This is a genomic window from Stenotrophomonas maltophilia, from assembly GCF_013464915.1.
GTDB classification, from domain to species: Bacteria; Pseudomonadota; Gammaproteobacteria; order Xanthomonadales; family Xanthomonadaceae; genus Stenotrophomonas; species Stenotrophomonas maltophilia_AT.
The window spans coordinates 47620-64428 of record NZ_RAVT01000002.1 but is presented as its reverse complement, the minus strand read 5'-3'; the positions used below and the strand labels follow the sequence as shown (position 1 = coordinate 64428).

The following is a 16809-nucleotide window of genomic DNA, read 5'->3' as shown; positions in this document are numbered from 1 at the left end:
CTGCTCTGGCGGGTCTTGTTGCATCAAGCGCCAAGATGCGTCCGGTAGAACGGAATCAGCTGCTGCAGTGCCTGGGTGGTGGCTGCTGGCTGGTCATACAGCTCGTAGTGGCTGGCGCCGGCCACGATCTGGATGCTCTTCTGCGCCGAACGCGCCCTTGCGTACAGCTCCAGGCCGTCACGATACGAACCGAAGCCACCGGGCACACCGCCGATGACGATGTGCAGCGGCTGAGTCAGCAGATGCTCGGTGAACGCAAAGGCATCCCAGTTCAGGGCGGCGCCGGTGCTGGTGAAGCGCAGCTTGTTCGGCGAGCCCGGCTGCTGGCCACGCGGCGTGCGGTAGTACTGCACCGCCTCGACGATGTCGATGTCGTTGATTCCGGCGGCTTCGCGCTCCGCTTCGGAGCCGGGAATGTAGCCCACGATCAACGGCTCAGCACCCCGTGCCTCGGCAGTGCGCTGCTTGCCCAGCGCTTCCAACGTCTTCAACGCAGCATCCGGCGACATGTCACCCTCGCGCATCAGCCGGCCGTAGTTGGCAGCCACCACCGTGCCGACTGCCCTGAAGCGGTGGTCGGTAGTGGCCGCGCTCACCGCGTAGCCACCGCCGCCGCAGACGCCCAGCACGCCAACACGGTCTTCATCGACGTACGGCAGCGTCATCAGGTAATCCATGGCACAACGGAAGTCCTCCACACGGGTAGCGGGATCTTCCATGAAGCGGGGATCACCGCCGCTGGCGCCCTGGGTGGAGGCGTCAAAAGCGAGAGTGATGAAACCGGCGGCGGTCAGTGCCTCACCGTAGATGGCGCCCGACGTCTGCTCCTTGCAGCTGCTGATCGGGTGCGCGCAGACGATGGCGGCGTACTTGCTGGCAGGGTCGAAGCCTTCCGGAAAGCGCAGGGTGGCGGCGACTTCCCAGCTGCGGTTCTTGAAACTGACGTTCTGTTGCGTGCTCATTTCAGTTCTCCAGGGGATTGGATTCGGCAGGCAAAGCGTAGACTTCCCCTATTGGGTTGATAATCCCCAAAAAAAGCATTGCACTTATTCCCTCTACCACCTAATTGCTCCAGGTCGCCGACTTCAGACCCTCTCCACGCCCGCATTCACGCGGTGCAACCCAACACTTCGCAATAGTGCGCTGGCTCCCCATGTGATGAAGGTTGAAGCCGCTGATTTCCGTTCGCTACCCTCAATGGCCTCGCCATGCGCGCCTCTCGGTGCGCATTCTGCTTGTCGTGTACGCTGCTTACCTTCTGGCCGGCAACATCTTCCTCAACACACCACTGTTCGACCAGGTCACCAACCGCAAGCCGCACAAGTTCGTGATGACCACCGGCCCCGCCATCACACTGCTGCCGGGCCACGTCATTGCCTGGAACGTGCACATGCGCGGCCACGTGAATCACACTGTCTACGTGCTGCACGCCGAGCGTGCCAGCGCCCGATTGGCGGTGCTGCCCCTGTTCAAGCGGGAAGTCCGGGTGCCCCGGCTGCAGGCCACCGGGGTATCCGCTGAGATCAGCCGCGTCGAGGACGCCATTCCGCCACCCCCGCGCAGCGACCAGGGCTGGACCCTGCGTTTCGATGCCATCCACAGCGACAGCATCCGCAGTGCCCGGCTCGGCAAGCTGCTGATCATCGGCAAGGGCCAGGGCACGGTCGGGTTCCTCAAGCAGCTGCGCGGCGGCCCATCGGAACTGTTCGATTCCGAGGTCTCGTTCAGCAAGGCAGACGCCAGCTATGACGGCGTGCAGCTGCTGGGCGACATGGATCTGAGCGCGCGCTTCAGCTTTCCGCGCCACTATCGCGACCAGGCGCCCGGCCTGGCCAAGTTGAAGCTGCTGCATGCGCAACTTGAGGTGGATGCGCGCAGCCAGGGCCTGCGCATGGATACGGACGCGCAGACACCACGCATCTCCAGCTCGCCAGTGCCCGGACGCCTACAACTGGCAGTTCACATGATCGACGGCCAGCTGCAACCCGGCGACCACGCGCTCTGGCAGGTGCCGCTCTTCCTCGGCGATGGCGCGCCTAATCGCGGCGTGCTGGCCTTGCAGCTCAATGTGGCCAACGACCTGCGCCTGCAGGCGCGCCTGCCGCCACGCCCGGATTCGGCCGCTGGCATCGATGCCGACCTGCACATCACCGGGCGCGAGATTCCATTCCAGCACCCTGCCCAGCTGCTGGAGCGCAGCTCCGGCACCGTGCGCGGCGAATGGACCTTCACCTCGCTCAACTGGATCCCTGCCCTGTTCGTGCGCAAGCCGTGGCTGCAGCTGGATGGCGGCGGCACGCTGAAGGCCGATCTGCGCCTGCGCAATGGCGAACTGATCGAAGGCAGCACCGTGGACATTCCTTCGGCTGCCGCCGTAGCCGAGGTCGCTGGCGTGCGGCTGGCCGGCACGGCCAGTGCGCATGGCGAATTGAAGGCCGGCACGCCCAATCAGGCACAGCTGGCGATCCGGCTGCCCCGCTTCAGTGCACGCCCCAGCGATGCCAGGGGCGTGCGGCTGTTCGATGGTCGCGACCTGGCCGTGGACCTCACCGGCGATGGCCGCCTGCAGGAACTGCGCAAGGGCGTTCGTGCGCGGTTGCGCTTCAGCGAAGCGACCATCCCGGACCTGGCCGCTTACAACCGCTACCTTGGCTCTCAACAGGTGCGCCTGCTGCGTGGCACCGGCAGCCTCAGCGGCGACGCCACGCTCGACACCGACGGCCGCGTCGGCCACGGCACCGCGCGCCTGCAGGGGCGCGACGCCAGCGCGAAGGTTGCGGGCCTGGACATGGGCGGCGATATCGACGTGAACGCGACGCTTCGCCGCGGGGACTTCAACCAGCGTCATTTCGATCTGTCCGGCACCACCGTGGAGCTGCGCAATGTGCAGGTGGCCGGCAGCGAGCGCACCACGGCGTGGAAGGGCCGCGCCGCCTTCAAGCGAGGCCGCATCGACGCGCAGTCCCCGTTCCAGGTGGACGCCACCACCGATCTGACCCTCAGTGATGCGCGCCCGCTGCTGGCGGTGTTCGCCAAGCGCACCGACTACCCGCGCTGGACGCTGTCCCTGCTGGATTCCGGCCAGGTCGATGCGCAGGCCACGCTGCGTTGGCGCCCGGGGCATCTGGTGATCGATGGCCTGCAGGCCGAGAATGATCGCTTGTCGGTGCGTGCGCGGCTGGATCTACTGGAGCGGCGCAAGCGTGGCGATCTCTATCTGCGCTGGGGACTGCTGGGCGCCGGCATCGAGCTTGATGGCGATCAGCGTCAATGGCATCTGGCCAGGGCGCGCGAATGGTTCGATCAGCGCCCTTCGCTGTTGCCGGCAAGCGGAAGCGGAAGCGCCGTGGGTACTTCAGACTGATCGCACCCGGCCTGCATCCATTTGCCGCTTCCGTTCGTATGCACTGGTATAGGCATGATGGAGCGGTACGGAATGAGGCGGCGTTCACAGGCTCTGGGTCTTCTGGGATGGGGCATGGTCACTTTTGCGGCGGCAGCAGTCGGCGCATGGGCATCGACTTCCGCCGCCAGCTTCTACGCCACCCTCACCCTGCCTGCCTGGGCACCGCCTGCGAGCGTGTTTGGTCCGGTATGGACCCTGCTCTACGCGATGATGGCTGTTGCTGCATGGCTGGTCTGGCGTCAGCGCGGGTGGCGAGGTGCACGGCCGGCGCTGACGCTCTATCTGCTGCAGGTGGCCGTCAATGCGCTATGGAGCTGGCTTTTCTTCGGCTGGAAGCTCGGTGCGCTGGCCTTCGCCGACATTCTTGTATTGATCACCCTGGTCTGTGCAACGATCCTTGCATTCGCCCGCATTCATCGCGGCGCGGCGCTGATGCTGCTGCCTTACCTGGCCTGGATATCGTTTGCTTCCGCGCTCAACTTCGCGGTATGGCGCGCCAATCCCGGGCTGCTGTGACCCGCCATCAGCACACTCAGGCCTGTGCGACGCGCTGCGGCTGCCAGGCACGCAGCAACGCCGGCTTGAACGCCTGCTGGCCACAGCCTGTGGGACACCGCACCACCCGCGCGGCGGAGTGGCTGACCAGGCCCTGCCCCTCCTCCGCCTTGAACACCGTTTCGCAGCACAGGCATCGCGCAACCAGCGAGTACAGGTGCAGCAGGCGTCCACTGGCCGGATCCTGCAGCGCATCCACATCCAGCAGTTCAAACTGGCAGCTGTCGGCAAGCATGCGGTATGGCGTTGAAGGCAAGGTCTGCAGATTCACGGACGTGGTCACTGAGGGATGTGGGTTCACCTTAGGCAGGCCGGTGTCGAGCGCGCGTGCAGCGCACATGTACCTTTCGCGAAACAGGCAAGTGCCGTTGGAATGTTCGGATGAAGAATTCAGGTTCGAATGAAACGTTCTTCACGCGCACGTGCTGGTATGCAGATGCACGCTTTTGCTTCACCATCCATGCATGCCGGATGCAACGCTGGGCCATTCCAGCCATCCACGAATCATGAGTCCCGCCTTTGATGCCTTCTGCCGAGTCCACGCACGACACTGCCCAGTCCCGTTGTGCGCGCGAGCCGATTCATACGCCCGGTGCGATCCAGCCCTACGGCGTGCTCCTGGTGCTGGAGCCGCAGTCACTGCGGGTGCGCGAGCGGGCCATCAGTCAGCCGAGCGTTCTTCAACAGTTCGGCGAGCCTTTGACGCAGCATGTCAGCGAGGTGCTTGGTGGCGTGCTGGCGCCATTCCAGGCGCTGCTCCAACAGGCCACCATCGGTAGCAGTGCGCATGTGGGCGCAGTGCACCTGGATGGTCACGGCCGGCATCAGCTGCTGGTGCATCGCTCCGCCACCGATCTCCTTGTCGAGCTGGAGGCACCGGTTCCGGGCCAGCCCGGCTCGCTGGAAGAACTGTATCCGGCCATCCGCGAGCTCATGACGGGCATCGAATCGGCCTCGACGGTGGAGGATCTGTGCCAGCTGGCCGCCGCGCACATGCGCCGGCTCACCGGCTTCGATCGCACCCTCGTCTATCAATTCGACGCCGGCTGGAACGGCATCGTGGTGGCCGAGGAAGGCAATGGCCTGTTGCCCTCGTACCTGGACCTGCGCTTCCCTGAATCGGATATTCCTGCGCAGGCCCGCGAACTCTACCGCCGCAACAGGGTGCGGTTGATCGCGGACAACAGCTATACCCCTGCCCCGCTGATGCGGACCGAGGACCATCACGACGCGCCACCGACCGACCTGAGCCTGGCCGTACTGCGCAGCGTTTCCCCCGTGCACCTGCAGTACATGCGCAACATGGGCACCGGGGCGTCGATGTCGGTCTCGCTGGTGCATGAAGGCCAGTTGTGGGGACTGGTGTCGTGCCATACGGTGCAGCCGCGCCGCCTGCCCTACCACGTGCGCACCGCCTGTGAGTTCATGGGCCAGATCCTGTCGCTGCAGATTGCCCTGAAGGAGCGTGCACGCGCGATCGAGGAGCGCGTGGCACGGCGTTCGGTGCTGGTCAAGCTGCTGGCACGCATGGCCGGCGACGAGGATTTCATGGCTGCGCTGCGCCACGATGAAGCCAGCCTGCTGTCGCTGACCGGCGCAGCAGGCGCCGCCATCGTGCACAAGGGCGACTGCATGCGCGTCGGCCAGTGCCCGCCGGCAGGCGACGTACTGGCCCTGGCCGACTGGTTGGCCGCACAGCAGGCCGGGCAGGAAGCCTACTGCACTGAGCACTTGGCAGCCGACTGGGCGGCGGGCGCGCGCCTGTCCGATGTGGCCAGCGGCGTACTCGCTGTGTCCATTTCCCAGCTGCATGACAGCTACCTGATGTGGTTCCGCCCCGAAGTGGTGCGCACCGTGCGCTGGGGCGGCGATCCACGCAAGACCGCCCCACCCGACGTGGCACTGTCGCCGCGCAGCTCCTTTGAGGCCTGGAAGGAGACCGTGCAGCAGCGCAGCCTGCCATGGGGTGACGCCGATCGCGATGCCGCGCACGAGATGCGAACCGCCATCGTCGACATCGTCTTGCGCAAGGCCGAGGAAATGGCCGAGCTGAACGAACAACTCCTGCGCAGCAACAAGGAACTGGAGGCATTCTCCTATTCGGTCAGCCATGACCTGCGCGCGCCATTCCGCCATATCGTCGGTTACTCGGAGCTGCTGGGCAGCTCGGCCGGCGAACGCCTCAATGATACCGAGCGCCGCTTCCTGGATACGATCGTGGAGTCGGCCAAATCCGCCGGAACGTTGGTGGACGACCTGCTGAGCTTCTCGCAGATGGGCCGTTCCACGCTCGGCCGGGTGCGGCTGGACATGGCCGCGCTGGCCGCGGATGTCCGCAGGAGCCTGGCGCTGGACTACGCAGGCCGCGAGGTGCGGTGGACGATGGCACCGCTGCCGGAGGTGGAGGCCGACCCGACGATGCTGCGCCTGGTCTGGCAGAACCTGCTGGCCAACGCGGTCAAGTTCACCCGCGAGCGCGAGCAGGCGGTGATCGAGATCGGCCATGAGCGCCTCGATGAGGAGGACCACTTCTTCGTGCGCGACAACGGCTGCGGTTTCGACATGCGCTATGTCGACAAGTTGTTCGGCGTGTTCCAGCGCCTGCATCACGTCGAGGAATTCGAAGGCACCGGCATCGGCCTGGCCAATGTGCGCCGTATCGTCGGCCGCCATGGCGGCAGGACCTGGGCCGAGGGCGAACCCGGCAAGGGCGCCACGATCCATTTCACCCTACCCCGTTCCACAGGAGATCACCCATGAGGGACCTGCGGCCGATCCTCCTGGTAGAGGACAGCCCCAAGGATGCAGAGCTGACGCTGGCGGCGCTGTCGCGTTGCCAGTTGCTGAACGATGTCATCCATGTACGTGACGGCGCCGAAGCACTGGATTACCTGCGCTGCGAAGGCAAGTTCGCCGGCGCCAACCATGGTGGTCCGGTGGTGGTGCTGCTGGACCTGAAGTTGCCCAAGGTGAACGGCCTGGAGGTGCTGGAGCAGGTCCGTGGAGATTCGAACCTGAGCAGTACGCCGGTGGTGATGCTGACCTCCTCGCGCGAAGAGCAGGATCTGGTGCGCAGCTACGAACTGGGCGTCAATGCGTTCGTGGTCAAGCCGGTCGATTTCAAGGAATTCTTCGACGCCATCCAGGGCCTGGGCATGTTCTGGGGCATCACCAACCAGCCACCGCCGCATCGCCCCTCCGGTACGGGGCAGCACAATGCATGATGGATCGCGCCGCAGCGAGCGCCTGCGCATCCTCATGCTGGAGGACAGTGCGCTTGATGCGGAGTTGATCACCGCACAACTGCAACGGGCCGGCCTCGACTTCGAGGCTGAGCGCCTGTGGACCCGCAATGCCTTCATCGAGGCGATCGAGAATCGCGCCTTCGATGTCATCCTGGCCGATCATGTCCTGCCGGGCTTCGATGGCGACGCTGCACTTGCCCTGGCGCGCGAGCGCGTGCCACAGACGCCTTTCATCTTTGTCTCCGGCACGCTGACCGAGGAATTGGCTGTGCAGGCGCTCACGCGCGGTGCCCGCGACTACGTGGTGAAGCAACGCCTGCAACGCTTGCCCGATGCGATCCGCCGTGCCCGCCAGGAGGCGCACGAGCGCACCCGGCTGGCCCACGCGCAGGCCGCCCTGAATGACAGTCAGGCCCAGTTGCAGCAGGTGACCGACGCCGTTCCTGCGCTGATCGCCCAGCTGGACAAGGACCATCGCTACCGGTTTGCCAACAAGGCGTTTCTGGACTGGCATGGCTTCAGCCTTGCCGAACTGCTGGGCCGCACGGCAAGGGAAGTCAGTGGCATTTCTGCGTTTGAGCACGCGTTGCCCAGCCTGGAGCGCGTGCTTCAGGGCGAGCGCGCCAGCTTCCAGGTGGAACTGATCCATCGCAGTGGCCAGTCACGATTCGTGCAGATGGATTGTGTACCGGAACATGCGGCCGACGGCGGTGTGGTTGGCTACATCTGCATGGGCAGCGACGTTTCCCAGCTGAAGCAGGCCGAGCTGGCGCTGCGCGAAGACAACCAGGAACTGGAGCGGCAGGTCCAGGCGCGCACGGCCGAGTTGAGGGCCAGCAAGCGTCGCCTGCAGGCCATTTTCGAATCCAGCTTCCAGCACCAGGTACTGCTCGATCTTTCCGGCGGCGTGGTTGATGCCAACGTCGCGTCGCTGGCCGCTGTGCTGGCCGACAAGAAGGATGTGGTGGGCCAGCCTTATATGCAGTCGCCGTGGTTCGCCACGACCGACGAGGTCGCCACGACCGTTGCTCAGGCCGTCACCGATGCCGTGCACGGCCATAGCTCGCTGCATGCACTGGATATCGAGCTGCCGACCGGACGGCGTAGCTTCGACTTCTCGTTCCGTCCCCTGCTGGACGCAGACGGCGCGGTTACGGCCGTGGTCTCCGAAGCGGTGGAAACCACCGCCCGGCTGCAGGCCGAACACGCGCTGCGCCAGTCACAGAAGATCGAAGCGGTGGGCCAGCTCACCGGCGGCATCGCCCACGACTTCAACAACATCCTGACGGTGATTTCCGGCAACGTCGAACACGCCATGCTGCTCAGCGAGCGGGCCGGCGAACCGGCCGCGCTGGTCGGCCGCGCCCTGGACAATGCCCTGAAAGGCGTGGGCCGCGCCGCCAGCCTGACCCAGCGCCTGCTGGCATTTGCCCGCCGCCAGCCGCTGCACAGCCAGGCGGCCAACCTCAATGACCGCCTGCTGGACATGCATGACATGCTGCAGCGTGCGCTGGGCGAACTGGTGCAGCTGGAAATCCGTGCCGCCGAGGACATCTGGAGCGTGGAAATCGACGTCAGCCAGCTGGAGGCCTCGGTACTCAACCTGGCCGTCAACGCCCGCGATGCCATGCCCCACGGTGGCCGGCTGGTGATCGAGGTCGACAACAGCCATCTCGACCACGACTACGCTGCCCTGTTCCCCGACGCGGCGCCGGGCGAGTACGTGATGCTTCGCGTGCGCGACAACGGACACGGCATGGACGCAGCCACCCTGGCGCGCGTGTTCGAGCCCTTCTTCACCACCAAGCAGGTTGGCCGTGGCACCGGCCTGGGCCTGTCGATGGTGCATGGCTTCGTCAAGCAGTCCGGTGGCCATGTACTGATCGATTCGGTGGAAGGCGGCGGCACCAGCATCACCATGATGTTCCCGCGTTCGGCGCTCGCCCTGCCCTGCGAGCCGAGCGCGCCACTGACCGGCCTGGCCGGTTACTCGCCACGCGAGGAAACCATCCTGGTGGCCGAGGACAACGACGATGTGCGTGCGCACACGGTTGAATCACTGCGCCTGCTGGGCTACCGCGTACTGGAAGCGCATGACGGACCGTCCGCACTGCGGTTGCTGGAGCGGCCGGACACCACGGTCGACCTGTTGTTCTCCGACGTGGTGATGCCTGGTATGTCGGGCTGGGAACTGGTCCGCGAGGTTCGCGGGCGCTGGCCCGACGTTGCCGTCCTGTTCACCTCAGGTTATCCACGCGATCACGACGCGGTCGGCAGCCAGGGCCGGGCGGCCGCGCTGCTGCCCAAGCCATTTACCCGCAGCGACCTGGCCCAGGCGGTGCGTATCGCGCTGGAAGGTACGGCGCACTGAGGTCAGGCAACCGGCTCGCGCACCTCCGCCGCGATCCGGTTGATGTCCGCGCACTCCACCGTGGCCGGCGGATGCTCCGTGCCGGCCAGCGCAATCATCGCCTGGCCCAGTGCCAGGTTGCTGGTCACCAGCGATGGCGCGATCACGCCCGCCAGTTTCATCAAGGGCGCGCCACCCCAGTACAGCGGCTTCAGCAGGCCATGACGGGTGCCGGTACCCTGCACGGGGCGTACGCCACCCGGACGCAGCATGACGGTGCGAACCGGCAGCGCCCGCAGTGCCCGCTCGGTCTCGCCCTTGATCCGCAACGGCATGAACCGGCTTCGCGCATCTGCGCCGGCACCGGATACATACAGGAAGCACCCCTGCGGATTTGCCGCGGCCCAGGCGCGGGCGACGGCCAGGGTGGTGTCCAGTGTCACCCGCCGGTACTCGGCCTCGGCCGTGCCCACCGGTGGAGCGCCGGCACAGTAGAAGCAGGCGTCGAATCCCGACAGATCATCCTGCAATTCCTGGATCCCGAGGAAGTCCGGCACGATCAGCTCGCTGCCACTACCGTTCAGGCTGCCCGGGCGCCGGACCAGTGCGGTCAGATCGGCGACCCGGGGCGAGCGCTGGCAGGCCAGGGCCACACCCTGCCCGACCAGCCCCGCGGCACCGGCCAGCAGAACCCGCAGCGCGCCTGTGGCCATCGCTGCACTCATCCTAGAGCTTCACAAAGCGCTGGATCTTCCGCGCCAGCCAGCCGCTGAACACCAGTGGCGCATCCAGCGCGGACACGCAGATGCAGGGAACGCCAGGTGCGGTCACCGGCTGATGCTCCACATCCTCATCCAGATCCGCCACGTCGCCCGGCGCGAACAACCCCAGCGCATCGTTGTACGAGCCCCGCAGGATCTGGGTCAGCTCGCTGCGGCCATGGCTGTGCATGGGCAGGCACTTGCCAGGGGCGATCTTCAGCATGATCAGCGAGGGCATCTGCTCGGCGCGGATGCAATGTACACCGGGTGCCATCCAGCGCCAGCGCAGGCCACCCAGCGAGGTGCCAAAGTACGGATGCAGTGACACCGGCAGATGATCGGGATCGGCCTCGGGGCGCTCCTTCGGCATCGGGCGCGCGGCTCCAGCCACGGCCATCGGCGTTTCCCTGGACAGCTGCATCAGCATTGCCTCGCGCAACCGTTCGCGGCGCACGTCCCCATCGGACGGCTGGGTCTGCTCCAGCAGCACCGAGCCGATCGCCTCTGCGTCGCGCAGGCGCTGGCGGCAATGCGCACACTGCTCCAGATGGGCGCCCGCCACGATGCTCAACGGCGCAGGAAGCGCGCCTGCGGCGTAGCTCATCAGCGTGGATTCGTGCAGATGGTGGTGCGGATTCACAGCGCACCTCCCACTTTTGACTGCAGCTGCAGGAACGCGCGCCGCAGGTGCGATTTCACCGTGCCCAGCGGCATGCCCAGCGCTTCAGCGATCTCGCTGTGGCTCTTGGCCTCGAAATAGGACATCCGCACCAGCCGCGCCTGCACCGCAGGCAGCTCGTTGATGCGCTGGCGAAGACGCGCGTGGTCGGCGAACTGCTCGGCGCTGCTGCGCTCGATCACATCCAGTGTTGCGGCGTCCTCCACCGCGGCCTGCACCTGCATCCAGCCACGCTCGCGGCGCACTCGATCAATATGCAGGTTGCGGGCGATGCGGTACAGCCAGGTACTCAGCGCGCCCTGGGCCGCATCGTAGTCGGCCGCCCGCAGCCACAGGCGCAACAGGCATTCCTGCGCCAGCTCCTCGGCCACGGCATCGGGCGCGCCCAAGCCGCGCAGGTACACGCACAGCCGCGGCATGAAGTAGTCGTAGATCCGCATGAAACAGTCGCGGTCGCGCAGCCGCGCGACACCGTCCATGTCACCGGCCCAGTTTTTCGGCTCGCTGCTGGGCTGCTGGGAGCTGGACACGATGCGTGCGCTGTCGAGGTTGGCAAGGGTGCTGGCGGCGTCAGGGTACATCTGCGTTCGCGGCGGGCGGGTGAAGGTCTGTCCTCTGTACGCGCAGAGGCAGCCATTGGATGCAGCCGGCACCGCGCATCCAACCGGCCATCCCTGCCGTATGACCTGAGCCCACCTCTTCCGGATGAACGCGATGCGCACCGCCTGGCTGCTGCTGTGCCTGCCCCATGCCGCGTTGGCGGCGCCCTGGCTGCGAAGCGAAGGCGTGGCCACCTCCGCGCAGGGCGCGATTCTCTACCGTGAAGTGCACTGGCGGCGCGATGCAACCGAGGGTGCCGAGCGCTGGGTGCTGTACCAGTGCCCGGGTGGCCAGCCGTTCGCCCGCAAGCACCTGCCGGCCAGCCTGCTTCCGCAGGCCCGAGGCTATTCGCTGCAGGACCGGCGCAGCGGCCAGACCGCCCAGATCGAGACCGCCAGCGGCGCGGTGTCGATCGTCTGGAAGGAGGATGCCGCCAGCCCGCCGCGGCAACGCAGGCTCGATCTGCCGCCGGACGCGGTGATCGATGCGGGATTCGATGCGGCGGTCCGCCTGCACTGGACAGCGCTGATGCAGGGCGAACGCGTTTCGCTGCCGTTCCTCGTGCCCGGCCGACAGCGCTACTTCCCGGTGCAGGTGAGGCATACCGGCAGCCTGCGCTGGCAAGGCATCGACGCCCAGTCGATCGAGGTCAGCCTGGACACCTGGTATGGCGGCATCGCGCCACGCCTGTCACTGGTCTATGCCAGCGCCGACCGGCGCCTGTTGGAATTCAACGGCACCAGCAATCTGCGCGATGCGCGCGGCTCGTATCCACAGGTGACGGTGCGCTTCAGCTCGCCACCGGGGCAACGCCCCGCGTCGGAGTGGCAACAGGCATGGGCGCAGCCACTGGTCGACCGCTGCCCCGTCACGAACGCGTGAAGTCGACATTCACTGCACTACGTCGCATCCATTGCGCATTCTGCTGCGTACAGGAAGACACGACACCCGCCGAGATCCGCCATGGCCTCTGTATCGCCCCTCCCCCGTCGACGCTGGCGCCTGCTGCGCACCCTGCAACGATGGGTCGATACCGGCAACGCTGCGGATGCCGGCACAGAGCAGCCGGGCCGCATCGACTGGCTGCGTGCGGTCCCGTTTGCACTGATGCACCTGGCCTGCATCGCGGTGATCTGGGTAGGCGTCTCGTGGACGGCAGTCATCGTGGCCGCGGCGCTTTATGCGGTGCGCATGTTCGCCATCACCGCCTTCTATCATCGCTACTTCTCGCACCGCACCTTCCAGGCACCGCGTGCGGTGCAGTTCGTGTTCGCGGTGATCGGCGCCTCCAGCGTGCAGCGGGGCCCGCTGTGGTGGGCTGCCCACCATCGCCACCATCACCGCCACGCTGACCAGCCACTGGACCCGCACTCGCCGCGCGAAGGCGGCTTCTGGCGCAGCCACATGGGATGGTTCCTGACCCGCGAAGCATTCGCCACCGACCTGTCGCGGGTGCCGGACCTGGCGCGCTTCCCTGAACTGCGCTGGCTGGACCGTTTCGATACCGCCATTCCGGTGCTGCTGGCCATCGCACTGTATGCACTGGGTGCAGCACTGGAGCGCTGGGCGCCGGGGTTGCGCACCTCGGGCCCGCAGTTGCTGGTGTGGGGCTTCTTCATCTCCACCATCGTGCTGTTCCATGCCACGGTCACCATCAACTCGCTGGCGCACCGCTTCGGCCGTCGCCGCTTCGAGACCCGCGACGACAGCCGCAACAATCTCTGGCTGGCCCTGCTGACCTTCGGCGAAGGCTGGCACAACAACCACCACTTCTTCCCCGGCACCGTACGCCAGGGTTTCCGCTGGTGGGAGATCGACCTGACCTGGTACGGGCTGCGCGCAATGGCGGCATTCGGCCTGGTCAAGGGACTCAAGCCCATCCCCGAGTGGGTGCTGGCAAAGGCGAGGTACTGACATGCGCATCGCCATCATCGGCTCGGGCATCTCAGGGCTGGCCAGCGCCTGGTGGCTGCAGGAACAGCACGACGTGACGCTGTTCGAGGCCAACGATTACCTGGGAGGCCACACCCATACCCACGACGTGCAGGTGGGAGGCGTGCGCATGGCCGTGGACACCGGTTTCATCGTCTTCAATCCCCAGCACTACCCGCTGCTGACGGCACTGTTCGATGAGCTGGGCGTGGCCTCGCAGCCGACCACGATGAGCTTCTCGATGCACAGCGAGCGCAGCGGCGTGGAGTACAACGCCACCTCGCTGGATGGCCTGTTCTGCCAGCGACGCAACCTGGTGTCACCGCGTTTCTGGGGCATGCTGGCCGATCTGCGTCGCTTCTATCGGGATGCCCCGCTGCTGCTGGCTGAAGAGGACGGGCCGACGCTGGGCGAGTACCTGCGCGCCCAGCGCTATGGCGATGCCTTCATTGAAGAGCACCTGCTGCCGATGGCCTCGGCGCTGTGGTCGTCGCCCACCGCCACCGTGCAGGACTTTCCCGCGCGCTACCTGGCCCAGTTCATGGCCAACCACCAGATGCTGCAGATGACCGGGCGGTCGCCCTGGCGGGTGGTCACGGGTGGCTCGGCCCGCTACGTGGATGCACTGCGCTGCCGCTGGCAGGTACGTGAGCGCCTGCAGTGCCCGGTCCAGCGGGTGGAGCGCATGCCTGGTGGTGCACGCGTGTACAGCGCCGCCGGTGTCGAGGCCTTCGACGAAGTCATCCTGGCCTGCCATAGCGACCAGGCGCTGGCCCTGCTGGGTGATGCCGACCCCGTCGAGCGCGAGGTACTGGGTGCCATCCGCTACCAGCGCAACGAAGCGGTACTGCATACCGATGCCTCGCTGCTGCCGCGCAACCGCAAGGCCTGGGCGGCCTGGAACGCGCACGTCCCGCAGGATCCGGCTGCGCACTGCACGGTCAGCTACTGCATGAACCTGCTGCAGGGCCTGCCTGGCAGCACGCCGCTGGTAGTCACCCTCAACCGCAGCGAGGCCATCGACCCTGCCAGGGTGCTGCGCACGCTGCACTATGCACACCCGGTGCATGATCACGCTGCGGTTCGTGCGCAGCAGCGCTGGGCAGACCTGCAGGGCCATCGCCACACCTGGTTCGCAGGGGCCTATTGGGGCTGGGGCTTCCATGAGGATGGCATCCGCAGTGCCCGCCGCGTGGTGGATGCACTGGAGGCCTGCGCACCGCACCGCCGGGGCTTGGTACCGGGCGAGGTGGCGGCATGAGCGCCAGCGCACTCTATTTCGGGCAGGTGATGCACCGCCGGCATCATCCGCACCCCCATGCATTCCGCTACCCGGTTGCGCAGCTGCTGCTCGACCTGGATGAACTGGAGAGCGTGTTTGCCGGGCGCTGGCTGTGGTCGGCCAATCGCCGCAACCTTGCCGAGTTCCGGCGCAGCGACTATTTCGGCGATCCCGCACAGCCTTTGGCCGATGCCGTGCGCGACCATGCGGCGATGACGCTCGGTCATCGACCCTCGGGGCCGGTGCGCCTGCTCACCCACCTTCGCTTTGCCGGGCATGTGTTCAACCCGGTCAGCTTCTACTACTGCTACCACGCCGACGGCAGCACGCTGGACTGCATCGTGGCCGAGATCACCAATACGCCCTGGAAGGAACGGCACGCCTACGTGCTGCCGGTCGCTACGGCCGTCCACGAAGGGGCGTCACTGCGTTGGCAGTTCGACAAACGCTTCCACGTCTCGCCGTTCATGCCGATGGACTGCCGTTACGACTGGCGCTTCAACAGCCCTGATGAGGATCTGCGCGTGCACATGCAGGTCTGGCGCGACGGCACCCGCCAGTTCGATGCCACCCAGACGATGCACCGCCGCCCCCTGGACGGCCGCGGCCTGGCGCAGGTACTCGTCTGCTACCCACTGATGACCACCCAGGTGGTGGCCGCCATCCACTGGCACGCACTGCGGCTGTGGCTGAAGCGCAACCCCGTACACGACCACCCCACCCTTGCCGGGAAACCGCGATGAACTCGATGACACCTTCGGTGACCCTGCCGCGCCCCGGCGCGCTGGACGCCTTCCTGCGCCGCCGCCTGCTGGCCCAGCTTGCCCCCTTGCGCGATGGCCACCTGTGCGTGCGCGATGCGCTCGGCGAGGTCCGGCTGGGCAATGCCCACGCCGGCCTGCAAGTGACGGTGACCATCGATGACCCATCGTTCTACCGGAAGGTCGCTGCGCAGGGCAGCGTCGGCGCTGGCGAGAGCTACATCCAGGGCGACTGGCACTGTGATGATCTGGTCGCATTGATACAGCTGCTGGTCCGCAACCGCGACCTGCTGGACGGCATGGAGCGCGGCCCGGCCAGGGTGGGCGGGTGGCTGCTGCGTGGCTGGAACCGGCTGCGCCGTAACAGCCGCGAGGGCAGCCGGCGCAACATCGCGGCGCACTACGACCTCGGCAACGATTTCTTCGCCCTGTTCCTGTCACCGGACCTGATGTACTCGTCGGCGTTGTTCGCCAGCGAATCCGAATCGTTGGCGTCCGCCTCGCGTCGCAAGCTGGACCGCATCTGCCAGCAGCTGCAACTCAAGCCGGGCGATCGCGTGGTGGAGATCGGCACCGGCTGGGGTGGCTTCGCGGTGCATGCAGCCCAGCACTATGGCTGCCACGTCACCACCACCACCATTTCCGCCGAACAGCATGCGCTGGCCGCCGAGCGCGTGCGGGCCGCCGGCCTGCAGGACCGGGTGACGTTGCTGATGCAGGATTACCGTGACCTGCAGGGCCAGTACGACAAGCTGGTGTCGATCGAGATGATCGAAGCCATCGGTGCCGAGTACCTGGACACCTACATGGCAACGCTGCAGCGCTTGCTGAAGCCCGATGGCGTTGCACTGCTGCAGGCCATCACCATCGAGGATCATCGCTATGAGCAGGCACGGCGCAGCGTCGACTACATCAAGCGTTACGTGTTCCCTGGCAGCTTCATCCCGTCCATCAACGCCATCATGGCGGCCAAGACGCGGTCCAGTGACCTGCAGCTGATCGCCCAGCAGGATTTCGGCCATTCCTACGCGCTGACCCTGCGCGCCTGGCGCCAGCGCTTCCTTGCGCAGCTGCCTGCGGTGCAGGCGCAGGGGTTCGATGCGCGCTTCTGCCGCCTGTGGGACTTCTACCTGGCCTACTGCGAAGGCGGCTTCCTGGAGCGCTCAATCGGGGTCTCGCACCTGCTGCTGGCACGCCCGGGCCATCGGCCTGCGGTCCCGCCTGGTGAAGGCCACTGA

Annotated in this window: 15 protein-coding genes; 10 read left to right on the top strand and 5 right to left on the bottom strand. The window is 66.4% G+C overall.

Translation table 11 applies throughout. The features are described from left to right. Positions 1–23: 23 nt before the first annotated feature. A complete protein-coding gene (locus tag D7T59_RS00295) occupies positions 24–962 on the bottom strand; it encodes an alpha/beta hydrolase (protein WP_180850783.1) in 939 nt (312 codons plus the stop codon). Positions 963–1174: 212 nt separating this feature from the next. Between D7T59_RS00295 and D7T59_RS00290 the strand changes: the two genes are divergently transcribed. Together D7T59_RS00290 and D7T59_RS00285 are read left to right on the top strand one after the other, a co-directional pair. Then, complete coding sequence (locus tag D7T59_RS00290; RefSeq protein ID WP_180850883.1) at positions 1175–3364, top strand: hypothetical protein; 2190 nt, start codon at positions 1175–1177, stop codon at positions 3362–3364. A 72-nt stretch (positions 3365–3436) separates the two neighbouring features. Then, positions 3437–3922, top strand: a complete 486-nt coding sequence (locus tag D7T59_RS00285; protein ID WP_180850882.1) for a TspO/MBR family protein — start codon at positions 3437–3439, stop codon at positions 3920–3922. A gap of 16 nt (positions 3923–3938) precedes the next feature. On the opposite strand, the gene D7T59_RS00280 is transcribed toward D7T59_RS00285, so the two are convergent. Further along, complete coding sequence (locus tag D7T59_RS00280; protein ID WP_180850782.1) at positions 3939–4232, bottom strand: hypothetical protein; 294 nt, start codon at positions 4230–4232, stop codon at positions 3939–3941. Between the two features lie 251 nt (positions 4233–4483). Between D7T59_RS00280 and D7T59_RS00275 the strand changes: the two genes are divergently transcribed. Genes D7T59_RS00275 through D7T59_RS00265 form a run of 3 tightly spaced genes read left to right on the top strand, consistent with a single transcriptional unit; the run spans position 4484 to position 9577 of the window. Then, on the top strand, positions 4484–6721 hold the full coding sequence (locus tag D7T59_RS00275) for an ATP-binding protein (protein ID WP_180850781.1): 2238 nt from the start codon (positions 4484–4486) through the stop codon (positions 6719–6721). Continuing rightward, positions 6718–7185: a response regulator gene (locus tag D7T59_RS00270; protein WP_164136642.1), complete on the top strand. Its 468-nt coding sequence runs from the start codon at positions 6718–6720 to the stop codon at positions 7183–7185. Before D7T59_RS00275 ends, D7T59_RS00270 begins: the two co-directional genes overlap by 4 nt. Continuing rightward, complete coding sequence (locus D7T59_RS00265; RefSeq protein ID WP_180850780.1) at positions 7178–9577, top strand: hybrid sensor histidine kinase/response regulator; 2400 nt, start codon at positions 7178–7180, stop codon at positions 9575–9577. The genes D7T59_RS00270 and D7T59_RS00265 overlap by 8 nt, the downstream gene beginning before the upstream one ends. A 2-nt stretch (positions 9578–9579) precedes the next feature. Here the strand turns inward: D7T59_RS00265 and D7T59_RS00260 are convergent, their stop codons facing one another. From D7T59_RS00260 to D7T59_RS00250, 3 genes are read right to left on the bottom strand one after another with little or no spacing between them, the layout of a single operon-like run. Continuing rightward, entirely contained in the window at positions 9580–10281 is a 702-nt protein-coding gene (locus D7T59_RS00260; RefSeq protein WP_258012883.1) for a Rossmann-fold NAD(P)-binding domain-containing protein, read from the bottom strand. 1 nt (position 10282) lies between these two features. Further along, positions 10283–10957: a ChrR family anti-sigma-E factor gene (locus D7T59_RS00255; RefSeq protein ID WP_180850779.1), complete on the bottom strand. Its 675-nt coding sequence runs from the start codon at positions 10955–10957 to the stop codon at positions 10283–10285. After that, a complete protein-coding gene (locus tag D7T59_RS00250; protein ID WP_164136639.1) occupies positions 10954–11577 on the bottom strand; it encodes a sigma-70 family RNA polymerase sigma factor in 624 nt (207 codons plus the stop codon). The genes D7T59_RS00255 and D7T59_RS00250 overlap by 4 nt, the downstream gene beginning before the upstream one ends. Positions 11578–11710: 133 nt before the next feature. On the opposite strand from D7T59_RS00250, the gene D7T59_RS00245 reads away from it, so the two are divergent. The 5 genes from D7T59_RS00245 (at position 11711) to D7T59_RS00225 (ending at position 16809) form a co-directional block, all read left to right on the top strand. Next, positions 11711–12478 carry a hypothetical protein gene (locus tag D7T59_RS00245; protein ID WP_180850778.1) on the top strand — a complete coding sequence of 256 codons (768 nt, stop codon included), beginning with the start codon at positions 11711–11713 and terminating at the stop codon, positions 12476–12478. Positions 12479–12559: 81 nt separating this feature from the next. Continuing rightward, positions 12560–13510: an acyl-CoA desaturase gene (locus tag D7T59_RS00240; RefSeq protein ID WP_164136637.1), complete on the top strand. Its 951-nt coding sequence runs from the start codon at positions 12560–12562 to the stop codon at positions 13508–13510. A 1-nt stretch (position 13511) separates the two neighbouring features. Continuing rightward, on the top strand, positions 13512–14789 hold the full coding sequence (locus D7T59_RS00235; RefSeq protein WP_180850777.1) for an NAD(P)/FAD-dependent oxidoreductase: 1278 nt from the start codon (positions 13512–13514) through the stop codon (positions 14787–14789). Further along, a complete protein-coding gene (locus D7T59_RS00230) occupies positions 14786–15553 on the top strand; it encodes a DUF1365 domain-containing protein (RefSeq protein WP_180850776.1) in 768 nt (255 codons plus the stop codon). The genes D7T59_RS00235 and D7T59_RS00230 overlap by 4 nt, the downstream gene beginning before the upstream one ends. Then, positions 15550–16809, top strand: coding sequence for an SAM-dependent methyltransferase (locus D7T59_RS00225; RefSeq protein ID WP_180850775.1), 1260 nt, complete (start codon positions 15550–15552; stop codon positions 16807–16809). The genes D7T59_RS00230 and D7T59_RS00225 overlap by 4 nt, the downstream gene beginning before the upstream one ends.

Bases quoted from the DNA above. Each gene is read 5' to 3' on its own strand.
- D7T59_RS00245 (WP_180850778.1), top strand. From the start codon at position 11,711: ATGCGCACCGCCTGGCTGCTGCTGTGCCTGCCCCATGCCGCGTTGGCG.
- D7T59_RS00250 (WP_164136639.1), bottom strand. From the start codon at position 11,577: ATGTACCCTGACGCCGCCAGCACCCTTGCCAACCTCGACAGCGCACGC.
- D7T59_RS00270 (WP_164136642.1), top strand. From the start codon at position 6,718: ATGAGGGACCTGCGGCCGATCCTCCTGGTAGAGGACAGCCCCAAGGAT.
- D7T59_RS00225 (WP_180850775.1), top strand. From the start codon at position 15,550: ATGAACTCGATGACACCTTCGGTGACCCTGCCGCGCCCCGGCGCGCTG.
- D7T59_RS00260 (WP_258012883.1), bottom strand. From the start codon at position 10,281: ATGAGTGCAGCGATGGCCACAGGCGCGCTGCGGGTTCTGCTGGCCGGT.
- D7T59_RS00275 (WP_180850781.1), top strand. From the start codon at position 4,484: ATGCCTTCTGCCGAGTCCACGCACGACACTGCCCAGTCCCGTTGTGCG.
- D7T59_RS00240 (WP_164136637.1), top strand. From the start codon at position 12,560: ATGGCCTCTGTATCGCCCCTCCCCCGTCGACGCTGGCGCCTGCTGCGC.
- D7T59_RS00285 (WP_180850882.1), top strand. From the start codon at position 3,437: ATGAGGCGGCGTTCACAGGCTCTGGGTCTTCTGGGATGGGGCATGGTC.
- D7T59_RS00265 (WP_180850780.1), top strand. From the start codon at position 7,178: ATGCATGATGGATCGCGCCGCAGCGAGCGCCTGCGCATCCTCATGCTG.
- D7T59_RS00295 (WP_180850783.1), bottom strand. From the start codon at position 962: ATGAGCACGCAACAGAACGTCAGTTTCAAGAACCGCAGCTGGGAAGTC.
- D7T59_RS00235 (WP_180850777.1), top strand. From the start codon at position 13,512: ATGCGCATCGCCATCATCGGCTCGGGCATCTCAGGGCTGGCCAGCGCC.
- D7T59_RS00230 (WP_180850776.1), top strand. From the start codon at position 14,786: ATGAGCGCCAGCGCACTCTATTTCGGGCAGGTGATGCACCGCCGGCAT.